General features: G+C 60.1%; 15 protein-coding genes. 3 read left to right on the plus strand and 12 right to left on the minus strand.

Translation table 11 applies throughout. From position 1 onward, the window contains the following. Positions 1-64: 64 nt before the first annotated feature. On the minus strand, positions 65-673 hold the full coding sequence (locus ACX3OW_RS17670; protein ID WP_459097119.1) for a hypothetical protein: 609 nt from the start codon (positions 671-673) through the stop codon (positions 65-67). A gap of 529 nt (positions 674-1,202) precedes the next feature. Between ACX3OW_RS17670 and ACX3OW_RS17675 the strand changes: the two genes are divergently transcribed. Further along, positions 1,203-1,400, plus strand: a complete 198-nt coding sequence (locus ACX3OW_RS17675; protein WP_459097113.1) for a hypothetical protein — start codon at positions 1,203-1,205, stop codon at positions 1,398-1,400. Positions 1,401-1,714: 314 nt separating this feature from the next. Here the strand turns inward: ACX3OW_RS17675 and ACX3OW_RS17680 are convergent, their stop codons facing one another. From ACX3OW_RS17680 to ACX3OW_RS17710, 7 genes are all read right to left on the minus strand, one after another. Beyond that, on the minus strand, positions 1,715-3,046 hold the full coding sequence (locus tag ACX3OW_RS17680; protein WP_459097114.1) for a rolling circle replication-associated protein: 1,332 nt from the start codon (positions 3,044-3,046) through the stop codon (positions 1,715-1,717). 100 nt (positions 3,047-3,146) lie between these two features. Continuing rightward, positions 3,147-3,338, minus strand: coding sequence for a hypothetical protein (locus ACX3OW_RS17685; RefSeq protein WP_459097115.1), 192 nt, complete (start codon positions 3,336-3,338; stop codon positions 3,147-3,149). Next, on the minus strand, positions 3,323-3,952 hold the full coding sequence (locus ACX3OW_RS17690; protein ID WP_459097116.1) for a M15 family metallopeptidase domain-containing protein: 630 nt from the start codon (positions 3,950-3,952) through the stop codon (positions 3,323-3,325). Before ACX3OW_RS17690 ends, ACX3OW_RS17685 begins: the two co-directional genes overlap by 16 nt. Next, on the minus strand, positions 3,873-4,424 hold the full coding sequence (locus tag ACX3OW_RS17695; RefSeq protein WP_459097117.1) for a hypothetical protein: 552 nt from the start codon (positions 4,422-4,424) through the stop codon (positions 3,873-3,875). The genes ACX3OW_RS17690 and ACX3OW_RS17695 overlap by 80 nt, the downstream gene beginning before the upstream one ends. Beyond that, positions 4,421-6,145 carry a hypothetical protein gene (locus tag ACX3OW_RS17700; RefSeq protein ID WP_459097118.1) on the minus strand — a complete coding sequence of 575 codons (1,725 nt, stop codon included), beginning with the start codon at positions 6,143-6,145 and terminating at the stop codon, positions 4,421-4,423. The genes ACX3OW_RS17695 and ACX3OW_RS17700 overlap by 4 nt, the downstream gene beginning before the upstream one ends. 211 nt (positions 6,146-6,356) lie before the next feature. Continuing rightward, complete coding sequence (locus ACX3OW_RS17705) at positions 6,357-6,965, minus strand: hypothetical protein (protein WP_459097119.1); 609 nt, start codon at positions 6,963-6,965, stop codon at positions 6,357-6,359. 376 nt (positions 6,966-7,341) lie between these two features. Next, complete coding sequence (locus ACX3OW_RS17710) at positions 7,342-8,076, minus strand: phosphotransferase enzyme family protein (protein ID WP_459097120.1); 735 nt, start codon at positions 8,074-8,076, stop codon at positions 7,342-7,344. A 104-nt stretch (positions 8,077-8,180) separates the two neighbouring features. On the opposite strand from ACX3OW_RS17710, the gene mazG reads away from it, so the two are divergent. After that, a complete protein-coding gene (gene mazG, locus ACX3OW_RS17715) occupies positions 8,181-8,990 on the plus strand; it encodes a nucleoside triphosphate pyrophosphohydrolase (protein WP_459097121.1) in 810 nt (269 codons plus the stop codon). A 7-nt stretch (positions 8,991-8,997) separates the two neighbouring features. Here mazG and hflX read toward each other — a convergent pair whose 3' ends face one another. The 4 genes from hflX to ACX3OW_RS17735 form a co-directional block, all read right to left on the minus strand. Beyond that, the gene (gene hflX, locus ACX3OW_RS17720; RefSeq protein WP_459097122.1) at positions 8,998-10,353 is read right to left on the minus strand and encodes a GTPase HflX; all 1,356 of its coding nucleotides are present in this window, start codon (positions 10,351-10,353) and stop codon (positions 8,998-9,000) included. Positions 10,354-10,361: 8 nt separating this feature from the next. After that, positions 10,362-10,613, minus strand: coding sequence for an RNA chaperone Hfq (gene hfq / locus ACX3OW_RS17725; RefSeq protein ID WP_459097123.1), 252 nt, complete (start codon positions 10,611-10,613; stop codon positions 10,362-10,364). A 184-nt stretch (positions 10,614-10,797) separates the two neighbouring features. Then, positions 10,798-12,180: a nitrogen assimilation response regulator NtrX gene (gene ntrX, locus ACX3OW_RS17730; protein WP_459097124.1), complete on the minus strand. Its 1,383-nt coding sequence runs from the start codon at positions 12,178-12,180 to the stop codon at positions 10,798-10,800. After that, positions 12,180-14,516 carry a sensor histidine kinase NtrY-like gene (locus ACX3OW_RS17735; protein ID WP_459097125.1) on the minus strand — a complete coding sequence of 779 codons (2,337 nt, stop codon included), beginning with the start codon at positions 14,514-14,516 and terminating at the stop codon, positions 12,180-12,182. The genes ntrX and ACX3OW_RS17735 overlap by 1 nt, the downstream gene beginning before the upstream one ends. 575 nt (positions 14,517-15,091) lie before the next feature. Here ACX3OW_RS17735 and ACX3OW_RS17740 point away from each other — a divergent pair. Beyond that, positions 15,092-18,175 carry a hypothetical protein gene (locus tag ACX3OW_RS17740; RefSeq protein WP_459097126.1) on the plus strand — a complete coding sequence of 1,028 codons (3,084 nt, stop codon included), beginning with the start codon at positions 15,092-15,094 and terminating at the stop codon, positions 18,173-18,175.

Below are 18,175 nucleotides of genomic sequence, written 5' to 3' on the forward strand. Positions count from 1 at the left end.
GCCTAAAGATCGGCTTAGTCCTGGGCGTCGTAATCGTCTTAATTAACGCGCTTTCCGGCGCGCGCTAGAACGACCAATACTGGTCCGCTGGGCTCCCTGCCGGTGCCCTTTCCCACGACGCCCGCTCGTCGTATGACACCCAACCGTTATGATACACCGGGTCCGGCCCCACGATCGACGAGGGGATAGCGCCGTTCCATCGCGGCGCTTCCTGCGCGAGCCATCCGGCCCCGCGCCTCACATTATGCACCACATCGGCAACGCCGACGACGACACCGCCAATCCAGTCGCCCGGCTCCCCGTACCGCTCTTCCCATTGATCCGCATTTGACCAATAGGGATTGGCTTCCCACTGATCCGTCCCGACCATCAGCTTCGTTGTGGTGTTCTGCAATTTAGGCTTCAACGGACCTGCGACAACCGCCGCCGAGCCGGGGCCGTTACCGCCCCCGCCAGCGCCGGTCGCTACGCCGCCCGCGCCGGGGCCGCTACCGCCGCCACCGGGGCCGGTTTGCACCTGCCCCGCCGAAACTTGATTTACGGGAGCGGAGTTCGTGTAAACGGGCTTTGCATTGTCGGTATAAAACGCGACTTCGCGCCCGCCACTGTCCGAGTTACTACCCGTTCCAGCCGGCGTGTAATCCCAATCGGCGCTGTCGGGGTTATAGGTCATACCCCCTTGCGTGGAGTGACCTTTGTCACCCCACGCCATTAGTTGCGCCTCCAAAGGTTCCGGAGGAACGCCTCTAGAACCACCAGAACGAGAGCGCCCGCTCCGACAGCAAGCTGTTCACCGAGAGCGCTAGCGTCAGTAATGCCGTAGTGCGCAAGCCCACCAGCGGCCAGAGTACCAACCCGCGTGATAAGCGGTTGGACCACATTGGTTTTGATTGTTTCATACAATTGCCATCATCCTTTGCGTTAACCACCAAAGGAGTTTCGGGCGCGCTTCTATATATTATGCGAACCGAAACCCCTATTTAAAAGCCGCGCCCATGCGCAGCCGTTCGTCGTTTTTAATCACGATGTCAAAGAACCGTGCCCGCGAGGCCACGCCTCATAGACTCATGATTTGGGTGAGCTCGTCTAGCTTCTTTTTTAAGAAGCTGTGGATTGTCGCTTTTTGCGACAATTCTTACGCACTCCGTGCGCGCTCCCTCAAGGCCGGGCGGCCAAGTCTTAGGATTACTAGGGAGTTTTTTATGCGTCCGCAGAAATACTATGTCTTCTTTGAACATGGCACCGCCCGCGATATCGTCGTTGGCTGTGCCGCCGCCCGGCGCTTGCATTGCGCTTGGAACGGCCATCGAACCCGGCTTGAAGCCGAGGAATTCGCCGCTTGGTGGAATTTCACCCACACCAAGGAATATAACGTTTCTGACCGCCACCGCCCCCTTTAGGACGGGTATCCTTTGGTCGAGCCTTGCAATGCCTTGGCTCGACCTTTTTTGCCTGCCGCGCATCCCGTGGGTCTGAACTTCGTGCAGCAGGCTTATTCGCCAGGGGAGCTTTAGGACTGTTGTCCTTCTTTTTGTAGGACTTCGTACCTACATCGCTCCTGGCTATTTTTACCTGCCGCGCATCCCTTTGGTCTGAACTTCGTGCAGCAGGTTTTTTCGTCGGCAAGCCGACTTTGAGTTGCGAGGCCCTAGCGGGCTTCGCTATTTTTACCGGGTCCGGCGCTACCGGGTCCGGTGCTACCGGATCGGGCGTTCTATCTGGGATAGTCCCGGTTGTAGCGCCCGACCCTGCCGAGGCCGTAGTCGGGTTGGCTGACCCGCCCGTTGTCCGACCCAGCATTTCCGGAGCCCCCATCGTCGATAACGACTGTGGGCGGCTGGGCGTGTTCCGGCTGGGCGCAACACTCACAGGGTCCCTTGCGGTTGGCGCTGATTTGCCAGCCGCCGTCTTCGTACCAGTGCCGCCCCCATTTGTGCTGGTGCGCGTACCACTGCTCGGCGCGCTCGACGTTGCACCTTTCTTCTCGTCTTTGTCTTTCTTCGCCACTCTCTGCCTCCGCTATCCACTGCGTGTCCCAGAGCCGAAGCTCTTCTAAATGGTTCCCATATTCTTCCGAAGCCCGCTCATACATGACCTCTTCCGCTCCGCGCTTGATGGCCGCGCCGGACGGTACAGAGAGCCTACTTTCCCCACGGGGGAACTCTTGCCGCAGCAACATCCTGGCTTCGTCGTTCACCACTTTGCCGTACTGCTGGAAAAGGTCCACCAGTTGCGATGGTGGGCGGGGCTGCTCGCCCTTTAGGTCTGCCCACGCCTCTATGTAATGTTGCAAGAACATTTCGAGCGGCCTGCCCTTGAGCCAGTACCGGATCGGTTCCCCCTCTTTCGTCCGCGCTTCCGGGAAGCGGTATTCGGGGGTTTGGGGGGCCAGCCCCTGCTCCACATATTGTTCCGCCAGATGGCGGAACCACTTCGTACCGAGTGGTGGAGATTTGGATTGGCCCTTGTGACCTTGCTTGCCGTTGGCATCGAGGTCCTTCAACACGTACTTGCAGACGTATCGGACGCTAGGCACGTTAACTTCGTCAATGTGGACGAAGCCATGCGGCCACCAATAGGCCGGTTGGCCATCTTGCAGCTTAACTGGTTCGCCCCTGCTATCGCAGCGAACCCAGTTGAACCGCTGTTTATACCGCGCCTTCTTTATCCAGCGACCATATTGGTCCCATCCTGCGAAGGCGGGTAGAGGATCATCACTGTATAAAATAATGTTCCAATGTGCCCTGCCCTTCTCGGAGCCATATTCCCCGGTGATGAACAACCGGACCACGTAACCGTGCCGCCGCAGGAGCTTGAGGAATTTCTGGCAATCCGAATAGGTCAGGATCACTGCGCGTTCGTGGAGTATCTCTCCGACGCGCCCACGGCCATAAGTCGCCGTGATGACATAGCAAAACTTAGAGGTTTTGCTTTCTGCTATGTTGCGCCCGACCCAATCATTTTTGGTCTTGAGCTGACATAGCTTGCATTCTCGACACGCGACCTCCGTGCCGTCCGCTAATTTATTGGGTGCTAAGCACGCCATCGCCGCCGTTCCTTTCGGTTCGCGTGTCGATAAATGCATATAAGACGAGAGGGTATGTGCGCGGACCGCCAATCCTGTAGATTGGCGGTCCGCACGCGTCCTACTTTGTAGGATCGCTCGGCTTTGGCGGGTTCAGCCGATCATGGAGACCCATCGGGCCGTCCAGATACGCCATGACAATGGCGTCCGGCTTGCTCAACTTCTCACGCTTCATGACGAGCGCGACATGCAAATCATGATCGAGCTTCGCCGCCTTGCAGCGGATTTTCAGCGCACTTACTTCGGTAGCCATGGGTATTCTCCTGCGATGGTTTTCCAGTTTTTGACTTCCCAATGGGCCGGGTCGTAAAACGACCAGTCTCCGCCCCATTGCATGCTCAGGCCCATTTGGGCTGAAATCTCTTTGCCAAGATGGCCTATGAGCTTCCATTCATCGTCATTCATCTGCCACCCCTTGACGGAGTGGATTAGATCGACGGCACAGCCCCGATGCGGCCAGAGCCCATCGTCCGGGCTGTCTTTCGACACCCCGTTGCGGACCATTTCCGCCTGCTCGTATTCGCTGCGAATAACGCAGTGGGCCCACATCGGTATGCCCACGCGCTTCATGCGGCGGATAAACGCCGCTTCGAATTTCAGCACCTTTGGGTGCGCCCCCTCACGGACGGCGCGGCGCTGTTGCTCCCTCCACGTTTCCGTGGCGAGGAATGGCCTATTAACAAGGCCCGCTAACGCATCCGGCAGGCCCTTTGAGGGGCCTGCCGGTTCTGCGAAGATTGGCGGTGGCGGCGGTTCGGGGAGCGTTAACGCCCCCCGATAGTTCCGGTTAGGGTGCAGGTGTATTTCCTGCACCCGGAGCCGGTTCTGGCGTTCCTGCATTAGCGTCAGCAGGCTCTTCCGTTTCATTGACTTCCCCTGTCTCCGGGTCGGCATTCGCCGCCGCCGCGTCTTCGCGCTGTTGCTTGACCAACAGCAACTCGGCCTGCTCCCGCAGCCGCTGCTCGTGGCGGATATTGGCCTTGAGAATGGTGACTTCCATTTCTGGCGTCATTTCCATGCGCTGCTCCAGCTCGGTAAAGCTCTGGCTGACCACCGCGTAGCTTAGGATCAGGCCGTCATCGGACGACCACCACACCTCATTACCGGTCTCCGCCACAATGGCGCAGTCGCCATCGACAGCGAATGACACCGTGACCGGACATTCGCTGGGATCGACCACGCGCAACAGCGTGGCCTTCTTATCCTGCAACACCTTGAACTTGGTCGGTTCATCGACGTTGAGTTGCAGGGTCACTGTGCGGCGCTTGCCGGGCAGCGGGATTGCCGTGCCGCTGGGCAACTGTTGCCAGCGGTCAATGCTACGCAGTTTTACGCTCATGGCGCTTCCTTCACGATCTGGTCCTTCGGCGCATGCGCCGCGACTGCCTCATAGTTGCCGGTCTGCTCAATAAGCAGCCCGCCGAATTGTGTGTTCCCGGTGATCACGCAGTTTCCCCGGGCCGAAATTTCAAACGGGTCATTGATTTCATCGAGAAACGGCTTGATGTGCATAGTGCCGGGCTCGACAATGAAGAAACTATCCGTCAACGCCGGATCGACACCTTCCACCGCCCACAGGCGCTTACGCGCATCGTCGGTTGGGGTATCCGCAGCCGGTCGATGGAACTTCCCGCCAATCTTTGGCGGCGCACGATTGTATTTCGCGTTCATCGGCTCGAACGCGAAATACCCGGTCGGGTCCGAATGACTAACGTCCATATCGCGGTTGTAGACCACCTCGACCTTTTCCCGGTCGAGGGTATCCCGTTCCGCGTCCGGCCAATAATCATGGCCCGCCCGCCCACCTGCGGGCCGGGTATGGAAGAACCAATCCTGCTGGCGCTCCCACAGTTGATCTGGGAGGATTTCCATCAACACGACAACGACCCCGCCCGTGTTGATCTGCGGAACCCGCAGCCGGATGGTCTCACGGGTGAAGCCCGACGTTGCGCTGTCATCCAAATTGCCACTGTCCGTGGCATACCGCTTGCCCTGGCTGAACACAGGCCGCCTTAGCTTGCCGCCTTCCATCCGGTGACTATCGTAAATCTGAAACGGTTGTTTCAAATGCTGATCGGGCACCGACAGCCCCTGCATGAGCATATCGATGATATATTCATCATCATGCCCCTCGAACTGCATTCGCAGCTTTGCGAAGGCTTGCAGCTTCTTCGCTTCTTCCAGACCCGCCAGCGAAATCGAAATGCCATCCGCTGCCATTTCTGCCCACACGTCCGGATGCACCACGCCACCACCCTGCGCGGCGTTCGCCTTCAGCGAAATACCAGTGGCCGACGGACTGCCCGACGCCCAAACATCCGGGTAATCGCCGGAAACCTCATGAACTACACCGTCCGCGCCGTACACCTGATGACCCGGCAGCTTCCAATGCGGCATGTTCTGCGCGTCGAAGCCGATCCCATGGATCGGCAACGCCGTGCCACTCACCACGTGGAGCGCCACCTGTCCTTCCATCATAGCCTGATCGAAATCGGCCACCATGTGCGGGAACTGATGCCGGCTCCAGAACGCCGGTGCGAGCGAACGGTCCGCCATCGCGCGCGGCGTCAGCTTATGCGACGCCTGCCGCGCTCGATGATTGTAAACGAGGTTATACGCCTCCGCGTTCGCGGTGTTGATCTGGTCGCCCGCCTTGCCCTGCTCGCCCGCCGACAGATACAGCGGCACTGCTGCCGCACCGCCTGCTGGCAGCGCTTCGTTTTCCATAAAGGCGGTCACACCGGTCCCGTCGAGCGAGCCCTCCCCCATATAGGCGCGGTCCAATTCTTCCCGCGACGCTTGGAACCGCTCGAACGCCAGAAACGGCACAACCCACGCGGTAAACCGCGCCGTTACGCTGTTCATCAACAGCTCTTTGGTTTCCAGCATTTCGACCGTGGCGTCGATCTGCCCAACCAAAGAGTCCTCCCGCAGCATCGGGATGAAGGCGACCGGATGGGCTACCCCCGGCATGCAAGACGACAAATGCATGATGGGGTTGTTTCGCTTCGAGCGCGGATATTTCAGCGCCGAAGTCGACTTACGGTTGACATTCTTCATTTTCTTCTCACTTTCTTCCATAGACGTTCAATGGCCAAGCGCTTTCGCGCGCAGCCCTTACAAAAGGTGCGTTTCTTCATGGGGCATCATCAGTGGTTTGGTTGATTACGAAGATCGTCCAACTACATGTTTGGGCGATCATCACGTGCCTAAAGATCGGCTTAGTCCTGGGCGTCGTAATCGTCTTAATTAACGCGCTTTCCGGCGCGCGCTAGAACGACCAATACTGGTCCGCTGGGCTCCCTGCCGGTGCCCTTTCCCACGACGCCCGCTCGTCGTATGACACCCAACCGTTATGATACACCGGGTCCGGCCCCACGATCGACGAGGGGATAGCGCCGTTCCATCGCGGCGCTTCCTGCGCGAGCCATCCGGCCCCGCGCCTCACATTATGCACCACATCGGCAACGCCGACGACGACACCGCCAATCCAGTCGCCCGGCTCCCCGTACCGCTCTTCCCATTGATCCGCATTTGACCAATAGGGATTGGCTTCCCACTGATCCGTCCCGACCATCAGCTTCGTTGTGGTGTTCTGCAATTTAGGCTTCAACGGACCTGCGACAACCGCCGCCGAGCCGGGGCCGTTACCGCCCCCGCCAGCGCCGGTCGCTACGCCGCCCGCGCCGGGGCCGCTACCGCCGCCACCGGGGCCGGTTTGCACCTGCCCCGCCGAAACTTGATTTACGGGAGCGGAGTTCGTGTAAACGGGCTTTGCATTGTCGGTATAAAACGCGACTTCGCGCCCGCCACTGTCCGAGTTACTACCCGTTCCAGCCGGCGTGTAATCCCAATCGGCGCTGTCGGGGTTATAGGTCATACCCCCTTGCGTGGAGTGACCTTTGTCACCCCACGCCATTAGTTGCGCCTCCAAAGGTTCCGGAGGAACGCCTCTAGAACCACCAGAACGAGAGCGCCCGCTCCGACAGCAAGCTGTTCACCGAGAGCGCTAGCGTCAGTAATGCCGTAGTGCGCAAGCCCACCAGCGGCCAGAGTACCAACCCGCGTGATAAGCGGTTGGACCACATTGGTTTTGATTGTTTCATACAATTGCCATCATCCTTTGCGTTAACCACCAAAGGAGTTTCGGGCGCGCTTCTATATATTATGCGAATAGCGGATAGGCACGGGCGGCAGCGCTGCGGGTGTCGCCCGCAATGCAATCTGGCGTTGGTCATCTTTGTAACTGTGGCCGTTCAGACCACCCGAACTTCGGCAAGCCGCTTGATGGCGTATTCGTCTTGCCAGCAAACGGCAGCTTCCCAGGCAGCCGAGGCCTGCGCGGCGATGTCATAGGTGTCGCCTTCCAGACCCGCCGCGTTGTGCGGCAGCACCAGGTCAAGGTCCGGCACGTCGACATGCGTTTCGTCCCAGTCGATCAGCGCGACTCGATCTGCGGTGATGCGGACGTTGCCAGCGCTGTTGGGGTTGCCGTGGACGACGCAGGTCTGGCGCCCGACGAGGCGCGCCCACGCGGCTCGGCAACGGGCAACGGCCTCCGGCGGCATCGCGGTAAGATCGATCCTTGTCCCCTTCTCGGCGTGCAGCAGATCCGTCGATGACCGCCAGCCCGGGCGCTGCGGCCAGCCCTGCGTCAACCGATGCAACTCGCGGACCGTATCGGCCACGCGACGCCAGTCGGCCGCGGTCTCGGGCGGTCCGCCCTCCATATATTTCATCACCACCAAGCCGCCCGCAAACAGTCGGCCGTCCGTGGTGGGGATAGGCACTGGCACGGTCAGACCTTCACGGTCGAGGTATTGGAGGAGCCCTGCCTCCCATGCGAGATCGGCGTCGCTCCTTGTACCGAGACGACCGACTGCCAGTTGCCCGCGAATGCGTACGCTCCACACGTCGTTGGCAACGCCGCCAGCGAGCGGCTCGAGGCGAACGACGTCCTCACCCCACTGTCCGAGCGCTTCCCATCCCACTAGCGACATCCCCGTCCAATCCGATTTGCGCGAACTTAACTTGAGCCCAAGCCCTGAACAACTAAGCTCAACGAAATCACGATTCCTCCCGCTCCGAGAATCCCATGCAGCCATCCCGCGATATTGCCCGCCTGATCGAAATCATGGCCGCCTTGCGCAATCCAGTCGGCGGCTGCCCGTGGGATCTGGAGCAGGATTTCGCCTCCATCCGCCACTACACCATCGAAGAAGCCTATGAGGTGGCTGACGCCATTGAGCGACAGGACTTTGCCGATCTGCGCGAGGAATTGGGCGATCTGCTGCTGCAGCCGATCTATCATGCCCAGATGGCCAGCGAGGCCGGCCACTTCGAAATCGGCGACGTGATCTACGGCATCACCGAAAAGCTTATCCGGCGCCATCCCCATGTCTTCGGCGATCTGGACGCCGCTGATTCCGAAGCGGCCAAGACCCGCTGGGAGGCCATCAAGGCCGAGGAACGCGCTTCCAAAGCCGCGCGCAAGGGCGACACCACGCCATCGCTGCTGGACGATGTGCCCAATGTGCTCCCTGCCCTGGCCCGCGCCGAAAAGCTCACCAAACGCGCCGCCAAGGTTGGTTTCGACTGGCCGGATTTCGCTGCGGTGAAAGCTAAAGTGGACGAGGAACTGGCCGAAGTCACCGACGCGCAGGCGTCCGGCGATCCGGCCGCCGTACATGAAGAAATCGGCGACCTGCTGTTTGCCGTGGCCAATCTGGCGCGGCATGCCGGCGTCGATGCCGAAGCCGCGTTGCGCGACGCCAATTTCAAATTCACCCGCCGCTTCCACTATGTGGAAGAACGCTGCCGGGAAGACGGCGTCGAGCCATCAGCCGCCGGACTGGAGCGGCTGGATGGCTATTGGAATGAAGTCCGCGCGGCGGACAAGGGCTAAGCCGCTCTTAAGCGTCCGAACTCTCGATCCGCCCGTTGAACCGCTCCAGAAACGCCGTCTTGTGCCGGGGATCGATCCGCACGACGAAGCCCGAGCCCTGTTCGGTCGGTTCGTCGCGGGAAATGATTTCCGCGTGAGCATGCAGCCAACCGATATCGGCGCCGGCACTATGCGGCACATGGACGTGATAGGTCCGGCTTTTCTCGGCCAGCGCGGTTTCGATGGCTAGTTTGAGGGCATCGATCCCCTGCCCGGTCAGCGCCGACGCCGTCACCGTAGCCGCGACCTTGCCGATTGGCGTGATGCCAATTAGAGCGTCTTCGCTGACCAGATCGGCCTTGTTCCACACTTCGATGATCGTCGTGGTCTCGGCTGAAACGCCCAGATCGCCGAGCACTTTCATCACGTCAAACGCCTGCGCCGCGTGATCGGAATTGGCAATGTCGCGGGCGTGCAAAATCACGTCGGCGTCCACCACCTCTTCCAGCGTGGCACGAAACGCCGCCACCAGATCGGTCGGCAGATCGGCGACGAACCCCACCGTATCGCTCAGCACGACATTGCGGCCATGCGGCAGTTCCAACTGCCGCACCGTGGTGTCGAGGGTGGCAAACAGCAGATCCTGGGCGAACACCCCTGCCCCGGTCAAGGCATTGAACAGGCTGGATTTTCCGGCATTAGTATAACCGACCAAGGCCACGATCGGCGTACCCTTGCGCTGCTGGCGCTGCTGGGCGCGGGTCTTTTTGACCTTGTCCAGCCGATTTTCCAGCAGCACGATACGGTCGAGAATCTGCCGACGGTCGCTTTCGATCTGGGTTTCGCCCGGCCCCCCCATGAAACCGCTGCCGCCACTGCCGCGCTGGCGCTCAAGGTGGGTCCAGGAGCGGACTAGCCGCCCCTTCTGGTAGTTGAGATGGGCGAGTTCGACCTGCAGCACGCCTTCGCGTGTCGCGGCGCGTTCGCCAAAAATTTCGAGGATCAGCGCCGTTCGGTCCAGCACCTTGGTGCCGGTCTCGGTTTCGAGATTGCGCTGCTGGATCGGCGTCAGTGGCGCATCAACCAGGAGCAAATCGATCTTTTCGGCCGCCACCCGCTCGGCCAGCGTTTCGACATGACCGCCGCCGATAAAGGTAGCCGGCTTGATTTCCCGCACCTTGACGATTTCGGAGAACACCACATCGAGGTGGATTGCCTCGGCCAGCCCTTCAAATTCGGACTTGCGGCCTTCGAGCCCATGCAGGGAGAAGACGCCCCGCACATCGGGCACAACCAAGCCGGCGCGGGTCTGTTGCGCGCTGCGATCAATAAACGCCTGCGGGCCGCCCCGCTGGGCGGCCTCGTCGTCGTCAAATTCGGTCATAGAGTTCGTCAGTCGCTATCTTGAGCCTGCTCGGGATCGAACAACTGGATCGGGGCACCCGGCATGATTGTCGAGATCGCGTGCTTATACACCAGTTGCGACTGCGCATCGCGGCGCAGCAATAGGCAGAAATTGTCGAACCAGGTAATCACACCCTGCAGTTTAACCCCGTTCACCAGAAAGATCGTGACCGGCACTTTCTGTTTGCGGACGTGGTTGAGGAAGGAGTCCTGGAGATTTTGTTGTTTTTCGTTTGCCATTTAGGCCTCTTCTCCGCGGCATTACTTGTCGCTGTCGTCGTTGCAATTACCCTGTCAGCCGGCGTTGGAACGGCCGCCCAGTTCCTGCCCGCATGAATTCATCACACGTCGAACACTATGACACAGATCATATTTTATGCCTACCGCGCCAATTGCATGGCGCGGCTTAATTTTCCGGGTCTGTTCAAAGCCCGAGCGATTTGATCTTGCGGTGCAGCGCACTGCGCTCCATGCCGACAAACTCGGCCGTCTTGGAAATATTGCCGCCAAACCGCTCGATCTGCGCCAGCAGATATTGCCTCTCGAACACCTCGCGGGCGTCGCGCAGCGGCAGGCTCATCAGATGCGCCGAAGCGTCGGTGTCGCCCACCGTGGGCAGCACTTCGCCAATGTCGGACGGCAGCATGGCGGCGGTGATCACCCCGTCCTCGGGTTGCTGGTCCTTCATCAGGATCAGCAACCGCTCGATGGAATTGCGCAACTGGCGGGCGTTGCCTGGCCATTCCTGGGCCTGCAGCACGGCCATGGCATCGTCGCCCACGGTCACGCGCTGCAAATTATGCATGCGGCAGACCTGTTCGATGAAGGCGCTGACCAGCGGCGGCACGTCCTCGCGCCGCTCCTTGAGCGGGATCAGCGGCAGCGGCACGATCGACAGCCGGTGGAACAGATCGGAGCGGAATTCGCCGCTTTCGATCTGCGCCGCCACATTCTGCGAACTGGAGGCGATGATACGCACGTCGATCGGCACCGCCTGGGTGCCGCCAACGCGGGTGAAGCGGTTGTCGACCAGCGTCCGCAGCAGCGCCGCCTGCGTCGCCGCCGGCAGCGTCGTCACTTCCGACAGATAGAGCGTGCCGCCATGAGCCCGTTCCAGCGCGCCGACCTCGACCTTGAGGATGCCGGTCTTCTCCCGCGCCTCGCGGCCAAACAGCACCACCGGCACCTCTTCGGGCGCATAAAGCGAGGCGTTGATTTCCACGAACGGGGAATCGGCGCGCGGGCTTCGCTGATGGATCATCCGAGCCACCAGCCCCTTGCCGGCGCCTGACGGACCGGAGATGAAAATCCGCGAATTGGTCGGCGCCGACTTGTCGATAATGCCGCGCACCTGCTGCAAGGCCGGCGAGGTGCCCACCATGTCGAGGCTCTTGCTCGCCGAACGCTCCTTCAACTCCGCCACTTCATTGCGCAGCCGCGTCGCTTCCATCGCCCGCTGGGTGATATGCAGCAGCCGGTCGATCTTGAACGGCTTTTCGATATAGTCGTAAGCGCCCCGGCGGATGGCTGACACGGCGGTTTCGACATTGCCGTGACCCGAGATCATCACCACCGGCATATCGGGGTGCTGGCTCTGGAACACGTCGAGCAATTGCAGCCCATCAAGGCGCGAGCCCTGCATCCAGATATCGAGGAACACCAGGCTGGGCCGCCGCCGCGCGATCTCGTTGAGGCCGCTGTCAGCGTCATGCGCCTGGCGGGCCTCAAAGCCTTCGTCTTCCAGGATACCCGCGATCAGGTCGCGGATGTCGTCTTCGTCGTCAATGATGAGAATATCAAGTGCCATTACTTATGAACCACCGCCGAAACGAGCGGTTCCTCCTGTTGGGCGGATTCGGCGTCCGAGCCGCTCGGACGATCCGCCGCTGAAATTTTGCTGGGTGCCTGCAAGGGCAAGGTAAAGGTGACGCAGGCGCCGACCCGGCCATTGGCGTCGGGTTCGGCATCGATGAGTTCGACAATGCCGCCATGCTGTTCGATGATCTTGGCAACGATGGCCAGGCCGAGCCCGGTGCCCTTTTCCCGCGTGGTCATATAGGGCTCGAGCAGGCGCTGCCGGTTTTCCTTGGGCCAGCCCTTGCCGTTATCGGACACGGCGACCCGCGCATGGTTGCCTTCCAGCTGCGCCTCGACCGTGATGATGGGCAATGACCCACCTGAAATATCAATGGTTTCAAACGCTTCCACGGCGTTTTTGATCAAATTGGTCAATGTCTGCGCGATCAGCCGGTTATCGAACCAGGCATAAATGGCGTCATGCGGCAGCAGGGTGTTGATGGTGATTTCGGGCAGGCGCACGCTTTCGAGGAACACCGCCTGGCGCACCGTATCGGACAGGTCGGTCATCTCCGGCGCTGCCTCGGGCATGCGGGCAAAGGCGGAGAATTCATCGACCATCCGCCCGATATCGCCCACCTGGCGCACGATGGTGTTGATGCATTTGTCAAACACCTCGCGGTCATCTTCCAGCCGCGCTCCGTAGCGCCGGCGCAGCCGCTCGGCCGAAAGCTGGATCGGGGTCAGCGGGTTCTTGATTTCATGGGCGATGCGACGCGCGACGTCGGCCCAGGCGCTGGTGCGCTGGGCGGATTCAAGGTCGGTGATGTCGTCAAAGGTCAGCACATAGCCCTTGGATTCGGTGATGGACCCTTCGCGGGTCAGCTGCACCTGATAGGTGCGCCGGTCGGTTTCATTGCCGAGTTGGATCTGGTCGCGCACCTGGCCACGCCGGGCCGAACGGGCCCGCTCCAGCGTCGGGGCCAGCTGCGGCATGACCTGTTCGATCGGCTCGCCCATCAGGTCGATTTCGTCCTGATCGAGCATTTCGCAGGCGCGGGCATTGACCAGCGTCACCGCGCCGAACGGGTCGAGCCCGATAATCCCGGCCGACACGCCTTCCACCACCGCTTCGGTGAACTGGCGGCGCTTTTCGTTCATCTGGCTGGCCGTCACCAGCGCCTCGCGCTGGCTGCGCAACTGTTCGGTCATGCGGTTGAAGCCGTTGGACAAATCGCGCAGATCGCCCCTGCCCTCCTGCACCGGCACCTGCACATCCAGGTCGCCCCGGCTGACGCGATTTGACGCGATCATGAGGTTTCGTATGGGGTCAACGAAGCGGTTGGCTAGCGCGATGCCGATCCACAGCGCCGCCAGCAGCAGCACTACGGCCAAGCCGACATACATGATGGTGAAGGTGATCTGGAACACCAGCCGGTTCGACGCATATTCGCGGTATTCGCTGATATTCTCATCGGTGAGCTGCATATATTCGAGCACCTCGGCCTCAACCGGCCGGGCGACGAACAGATAGGTGTCGTCATAGTTGCGCAGCTTGATCACCGAGCCGACGAGATTGACTCGGCCCGGCGCAATGGCCGCTGGAATGCCCTCAACTAGCCCTTCGGTTATCCCGTCTGGCAAGCGTGGATAGGCCCCCTGCACCGCGATCTGCGCCCGCATCAACGTATCGCCCTGCGCATTGACCAGCGAGGTGAACGGCAAGGAACGGGTGACCGCCAGCGCCGTCAGGATGCGCTGGAACCGCTCCTGGTCCTCGCCGAAGGTGGTGTGGGCCTGCTCGAGTTCCGAGGCGACCCAGATGACGTCATCGCGCAGCACCTGGGCGTGTTCGAGCATGTAGGAGCGCGCCACCAGCCGCGAGCTTTCCACCATGGCGCGGGTGCGCTCGGAGAACCACTGGTCCAGCCCCTGATTGAGCGCAATGGTAGCAACCACGGCCACCAGCGCCGCCGGAATCGCCGCGACCAGCGCAAACATGGTCACCATGCGGATCTGCATGCCGGCGCCGGCCTGCCCCTGCAGCCGCGCCTGAATCAGCAGCACGGCCTCGGTCACCACCAGCGCGATCACCAGCAGCACCAATAGACCGGTGACAATCCAGATCACGGTCCAGACGGTAGTGGATGGTTCGATATTGGTGGTGCCCGACAGAATCAGGAACGACAGCGACGACATCAGCACCGAGGCGAAAACCACAATAAAGCCAAGGATGCGCAGCGGCCGATTATTGCGTGCAGACGCAAACGCCGACCGGGCCGGCTTGGCCTGTTCGTTCACAACGCGCTGCTGATCGCCCTCATTTGGCGCCGTTACTTCAATCATAATTGCCGAAGGCACTCCGTCTCTGCCGCAAGGGGCGGAGTCTGACCCAATTCGCCCAACCCTTCAACACAATTGTTGCCAAAATGTGACACTGACCGCCGACCGCCTACGGCGGTGAAAACGCGCCTGTCTCCCATCACGTAAGGACAGCAATCATCACATATTGACGCCAGACCCTATCATATAGACCGCGCTGACGCCGAAGCGCGGGTGCTCATCAGCTCAGCTGGAGCAATGGCCCTGCGTTGGTTGGCGGTTCGAGTCTCCGCGACCGCCAACCCATGAATGACCTCTGCACGGGGGCCGGAGGTCCCCCAACAATGATCTGGGTGCAAGACGCGCCTGGGGTCGAGACGTGTCAAGTCCGGGGGCGTTGGCATACTGGCGGCACTCGCGATCACTATTCGACGAGGTCGCGCTATCTATTTAGTGAGATTTCACCGGACTCAGAGGCGGTTTGCAAACGAACAAAAACTGACGGATACTATTTCGCGCATACGAAAATTCGGGTGCTTATTTGGGGAAATTCTCATCTCGGGTCAGCTACCCAGTGAGTTGAGATGGGGGCAATAGTTTTGTCGGGGGGCATCGTTAGTAAGAGGAGGATACTCGGCCATCAGGACCTGCAGGCACTGGATGAGGATTTTCATACTGCCTGGACTGGCGCTGGATCAACGCCGTTTCTCGCGGACATCCGTCCATCACAATCCCAGTTCGAATTGGCCGTACTGGCCGTCAAGCAGGTCGGGTTGTCGACGCTACTCGATCGCTACCCCACCCTGGCCATTTGGGCGGTGCTTCACCCCCTCTCGTTGCATTATGGTGAGAGCACTAGCGAGGTATACAGCCATGTCAGCAATTTCTCGGGTGAGGATTTCTCGGACTCCTCGTCCAGAGAAATCCTCAAAGGCAAGTTTCGACTGGCGGCAAGGAAACTCGGGCTGCCTGTTTCAGGCAACGAGCCATCGACCTTGTTTTTCCCACCATTGGGCCCTGCACGCGCGCAACATCGAGAGTTAGCGAAGGCGTTCGTGCAGACGGCGTTGCGCTCTGGTCCTCCGGCGATAGAGGACACGACTGCAGCGCGCCGCTGGCAGCGAGTTGCGGTAATTCAAAGGTGCCCAAATCATCCGCGGTTGCGTGACACCATCCACTATGATGCATCGGCATACTCTGCCCGACAGTTCCAAGCTTGGCGTCAAGGCGAACTTCCTCACGGTGAAGGAGAGGCACACCTTTTCAGTGCCTTCGACGAAGCGTCCGAGATTTATGGTACGCGACGCACCAATCTTGTGGGGGCACCGAAAATCTTCTGGGCCGGAGACTTACTTGGACTCCAGGCGGATCGATCAAGCGGGACGCAATGGGTCCGAATGGGCGTTGTTCCTACCCGAATTTCTGGGGGGCAGCGACTTTCGCTTCCCGCGCCATGGCCTGAGAAGATCACCTGGAGTTCAGCGACATTTAGCCAGGAGATCGCGTTAGCACCGACTGATCGCGAAGCCTTGGTTTTCGATGCCGATACTGGGCAGTTGATCAGTCGGGTTCCATTGGAGCAGGCATATCTGGAGGTCGCAGCCGAGCGGCTGGTGGTGCTCAGCGCCGCTAGCTTCGCTAGCCCTTCATTTGGGGAGGCGATACCGGCCAAGGACGATCGCTGCAATGTCGCCTGGGTCGTTGCGAACGAGGTCATCACATTTGCAGACGGGGGGACACTTTCGCTGAGGTCGCCGTCAGAGGGGTCAGTTTGGCTCGATGGAGCCGTTATCGGACGTGAAGGGGGACGTGCTCTCTACGCAAGCGAGGGGGCCATAGTCCTTAGGGTAAACACTGAAGTCGGCGGCGCGACCAGGGTGATTAGAGCCACTGTCGGGAATGACATCAGGTTCTTCAGTGCTGATTTCCAATCGATGGAAAACTGCCGCATAGACTTCGCCAAATTCGGCCTGGGTTCCGTCGCCGATCCTGTTGAAGTGAAATTTGATGTCCTCGCGCCAGGTGCCGCTGGCGATCCATCCGCCCGTGCTGAGCTATCCACAAAGGCTTGGGTATGGCCTGGATTCCGGGGGCCCGGGGAACCGATCAACATACCAGTCCCTTCAAACTACAATCCTGCGAGGAGCGCTGGGATGCTGGTCCGTGACGGGCTGCTTTCGGTCAACGAACGCGCAGACGTTGAAACCCCGATACTAGGTCTTGAGGATGACGGCGGAGTCCACGAGTTCGAGCTTGCGGCGCAAAGCGAAAAACTTTGGCACTGTCGTATCCAAGACAATGACAAGGTCTACGTGCCCCGGGGTTCTGTAGTCATATTCGGCTATAGCAATCGACATGACACCCTGATGCTTCGGTCGCCCGATCGCGAAGCGTCGTTGATATTGTTTGGGCACGAGAGGTACCGCCCGTTTCGGCAGCGCTCGAGCATCGAAATTCCGTCCTCTGCTCTTCACGATGAGGGCGATGATGACCGTGTGGCCCTCCGACGTCGCGATGGCCGCGTTGACCTTCTGGCGCATATTCGGCGGGTCGATGACCCCGGCACCCTCATTCTTGGTGAGTCCGAAAGCGAATTGAGCATGGCCGTGGTGCCCCGCATTGAGTTTGACGGGCTCAGGGTGTCCGTCGAAAGTATGTCGGGAGAAGTCTTGGAGGGGGACTACAGCTTTGGAAGAAACCCGAGCGAGTTTTCGCCATTGGTCGGAGTGACCGTCAGCCACGACTTCGAGACGGGTAGGTTGGACGTCAAAATAGACCGAACTGCATTTCTACATCCAAGTAGAGTTCTGTTTGCAATGCGGTCGCCTGGCGGGTCCTTCACCCCACTGCAAGATGGGCGAGGGATCAAGGTGGCACTCGGACTTTCGGGCTGCGTCCCACCTATGAATTTGGGCGAGGTTACCACGCTAGCACGCTTCTTGGCGGAGCCTGAGGTAGAGGCCTTGTGGGGGCAACTTAGCACGGCACTGACACCATCTTATTATGTGGGCATGAAGCGGGTGGGTGCTTCAAAGATGCTCGGGTCCGTGAAGTCGATCATCAATGCGGCCAGAGCAGACAACGGGTCACCGCGGCATGACCTTATTGGCGTCGCGCCCTGGATATTTGAGGCGCCCGCTACTGCGTTTACGGGGCTTTCCGAGGCATCGGGCCTCTATCCTTTGAACCAGCTTCATACCATGCAAGCACCCTCACCGCTCCCTTCCCTGTCGGGCGACGAGCCGCTCGGTTTATGGCTTGATAGAGTGGGTACGGACCTAAATCTTCCCGAGCAATTCGGAGTGGGTACACTCCAACACGCATTCCGATCCCTGCGGTATCGGCTTCGAGAGACAGATCTTCGCTCGTTGGTCGGACGCGATAGCATTGGCCGAAGCGCGAAATTGATCAACGGCGCGCATGTCGATGCCATCGATAAGATTCGAAGCTTTGACACCGGCGGTGGTGGAGACGACGCGCCCGCTAGAATCGCCGTTCAAGTTGAGCGCTTCGCTCGCGCCTGCGCACAGCGCCAGGTTGATAATTTTGTTGAGGACCTCGTGTTCCGGACGGGACTGTCACGGCAAGAAGTCGGGCGGCTGTTGACCTTGATGGTTCGTGCTGCCGTTGAATTTTTCGCATACTTCCGAGCGATTTGGTCGTTCGCTATTGCGCAGGCGTAG

The organism is Devosia sp. A449 (assembly GCF_054489375.1).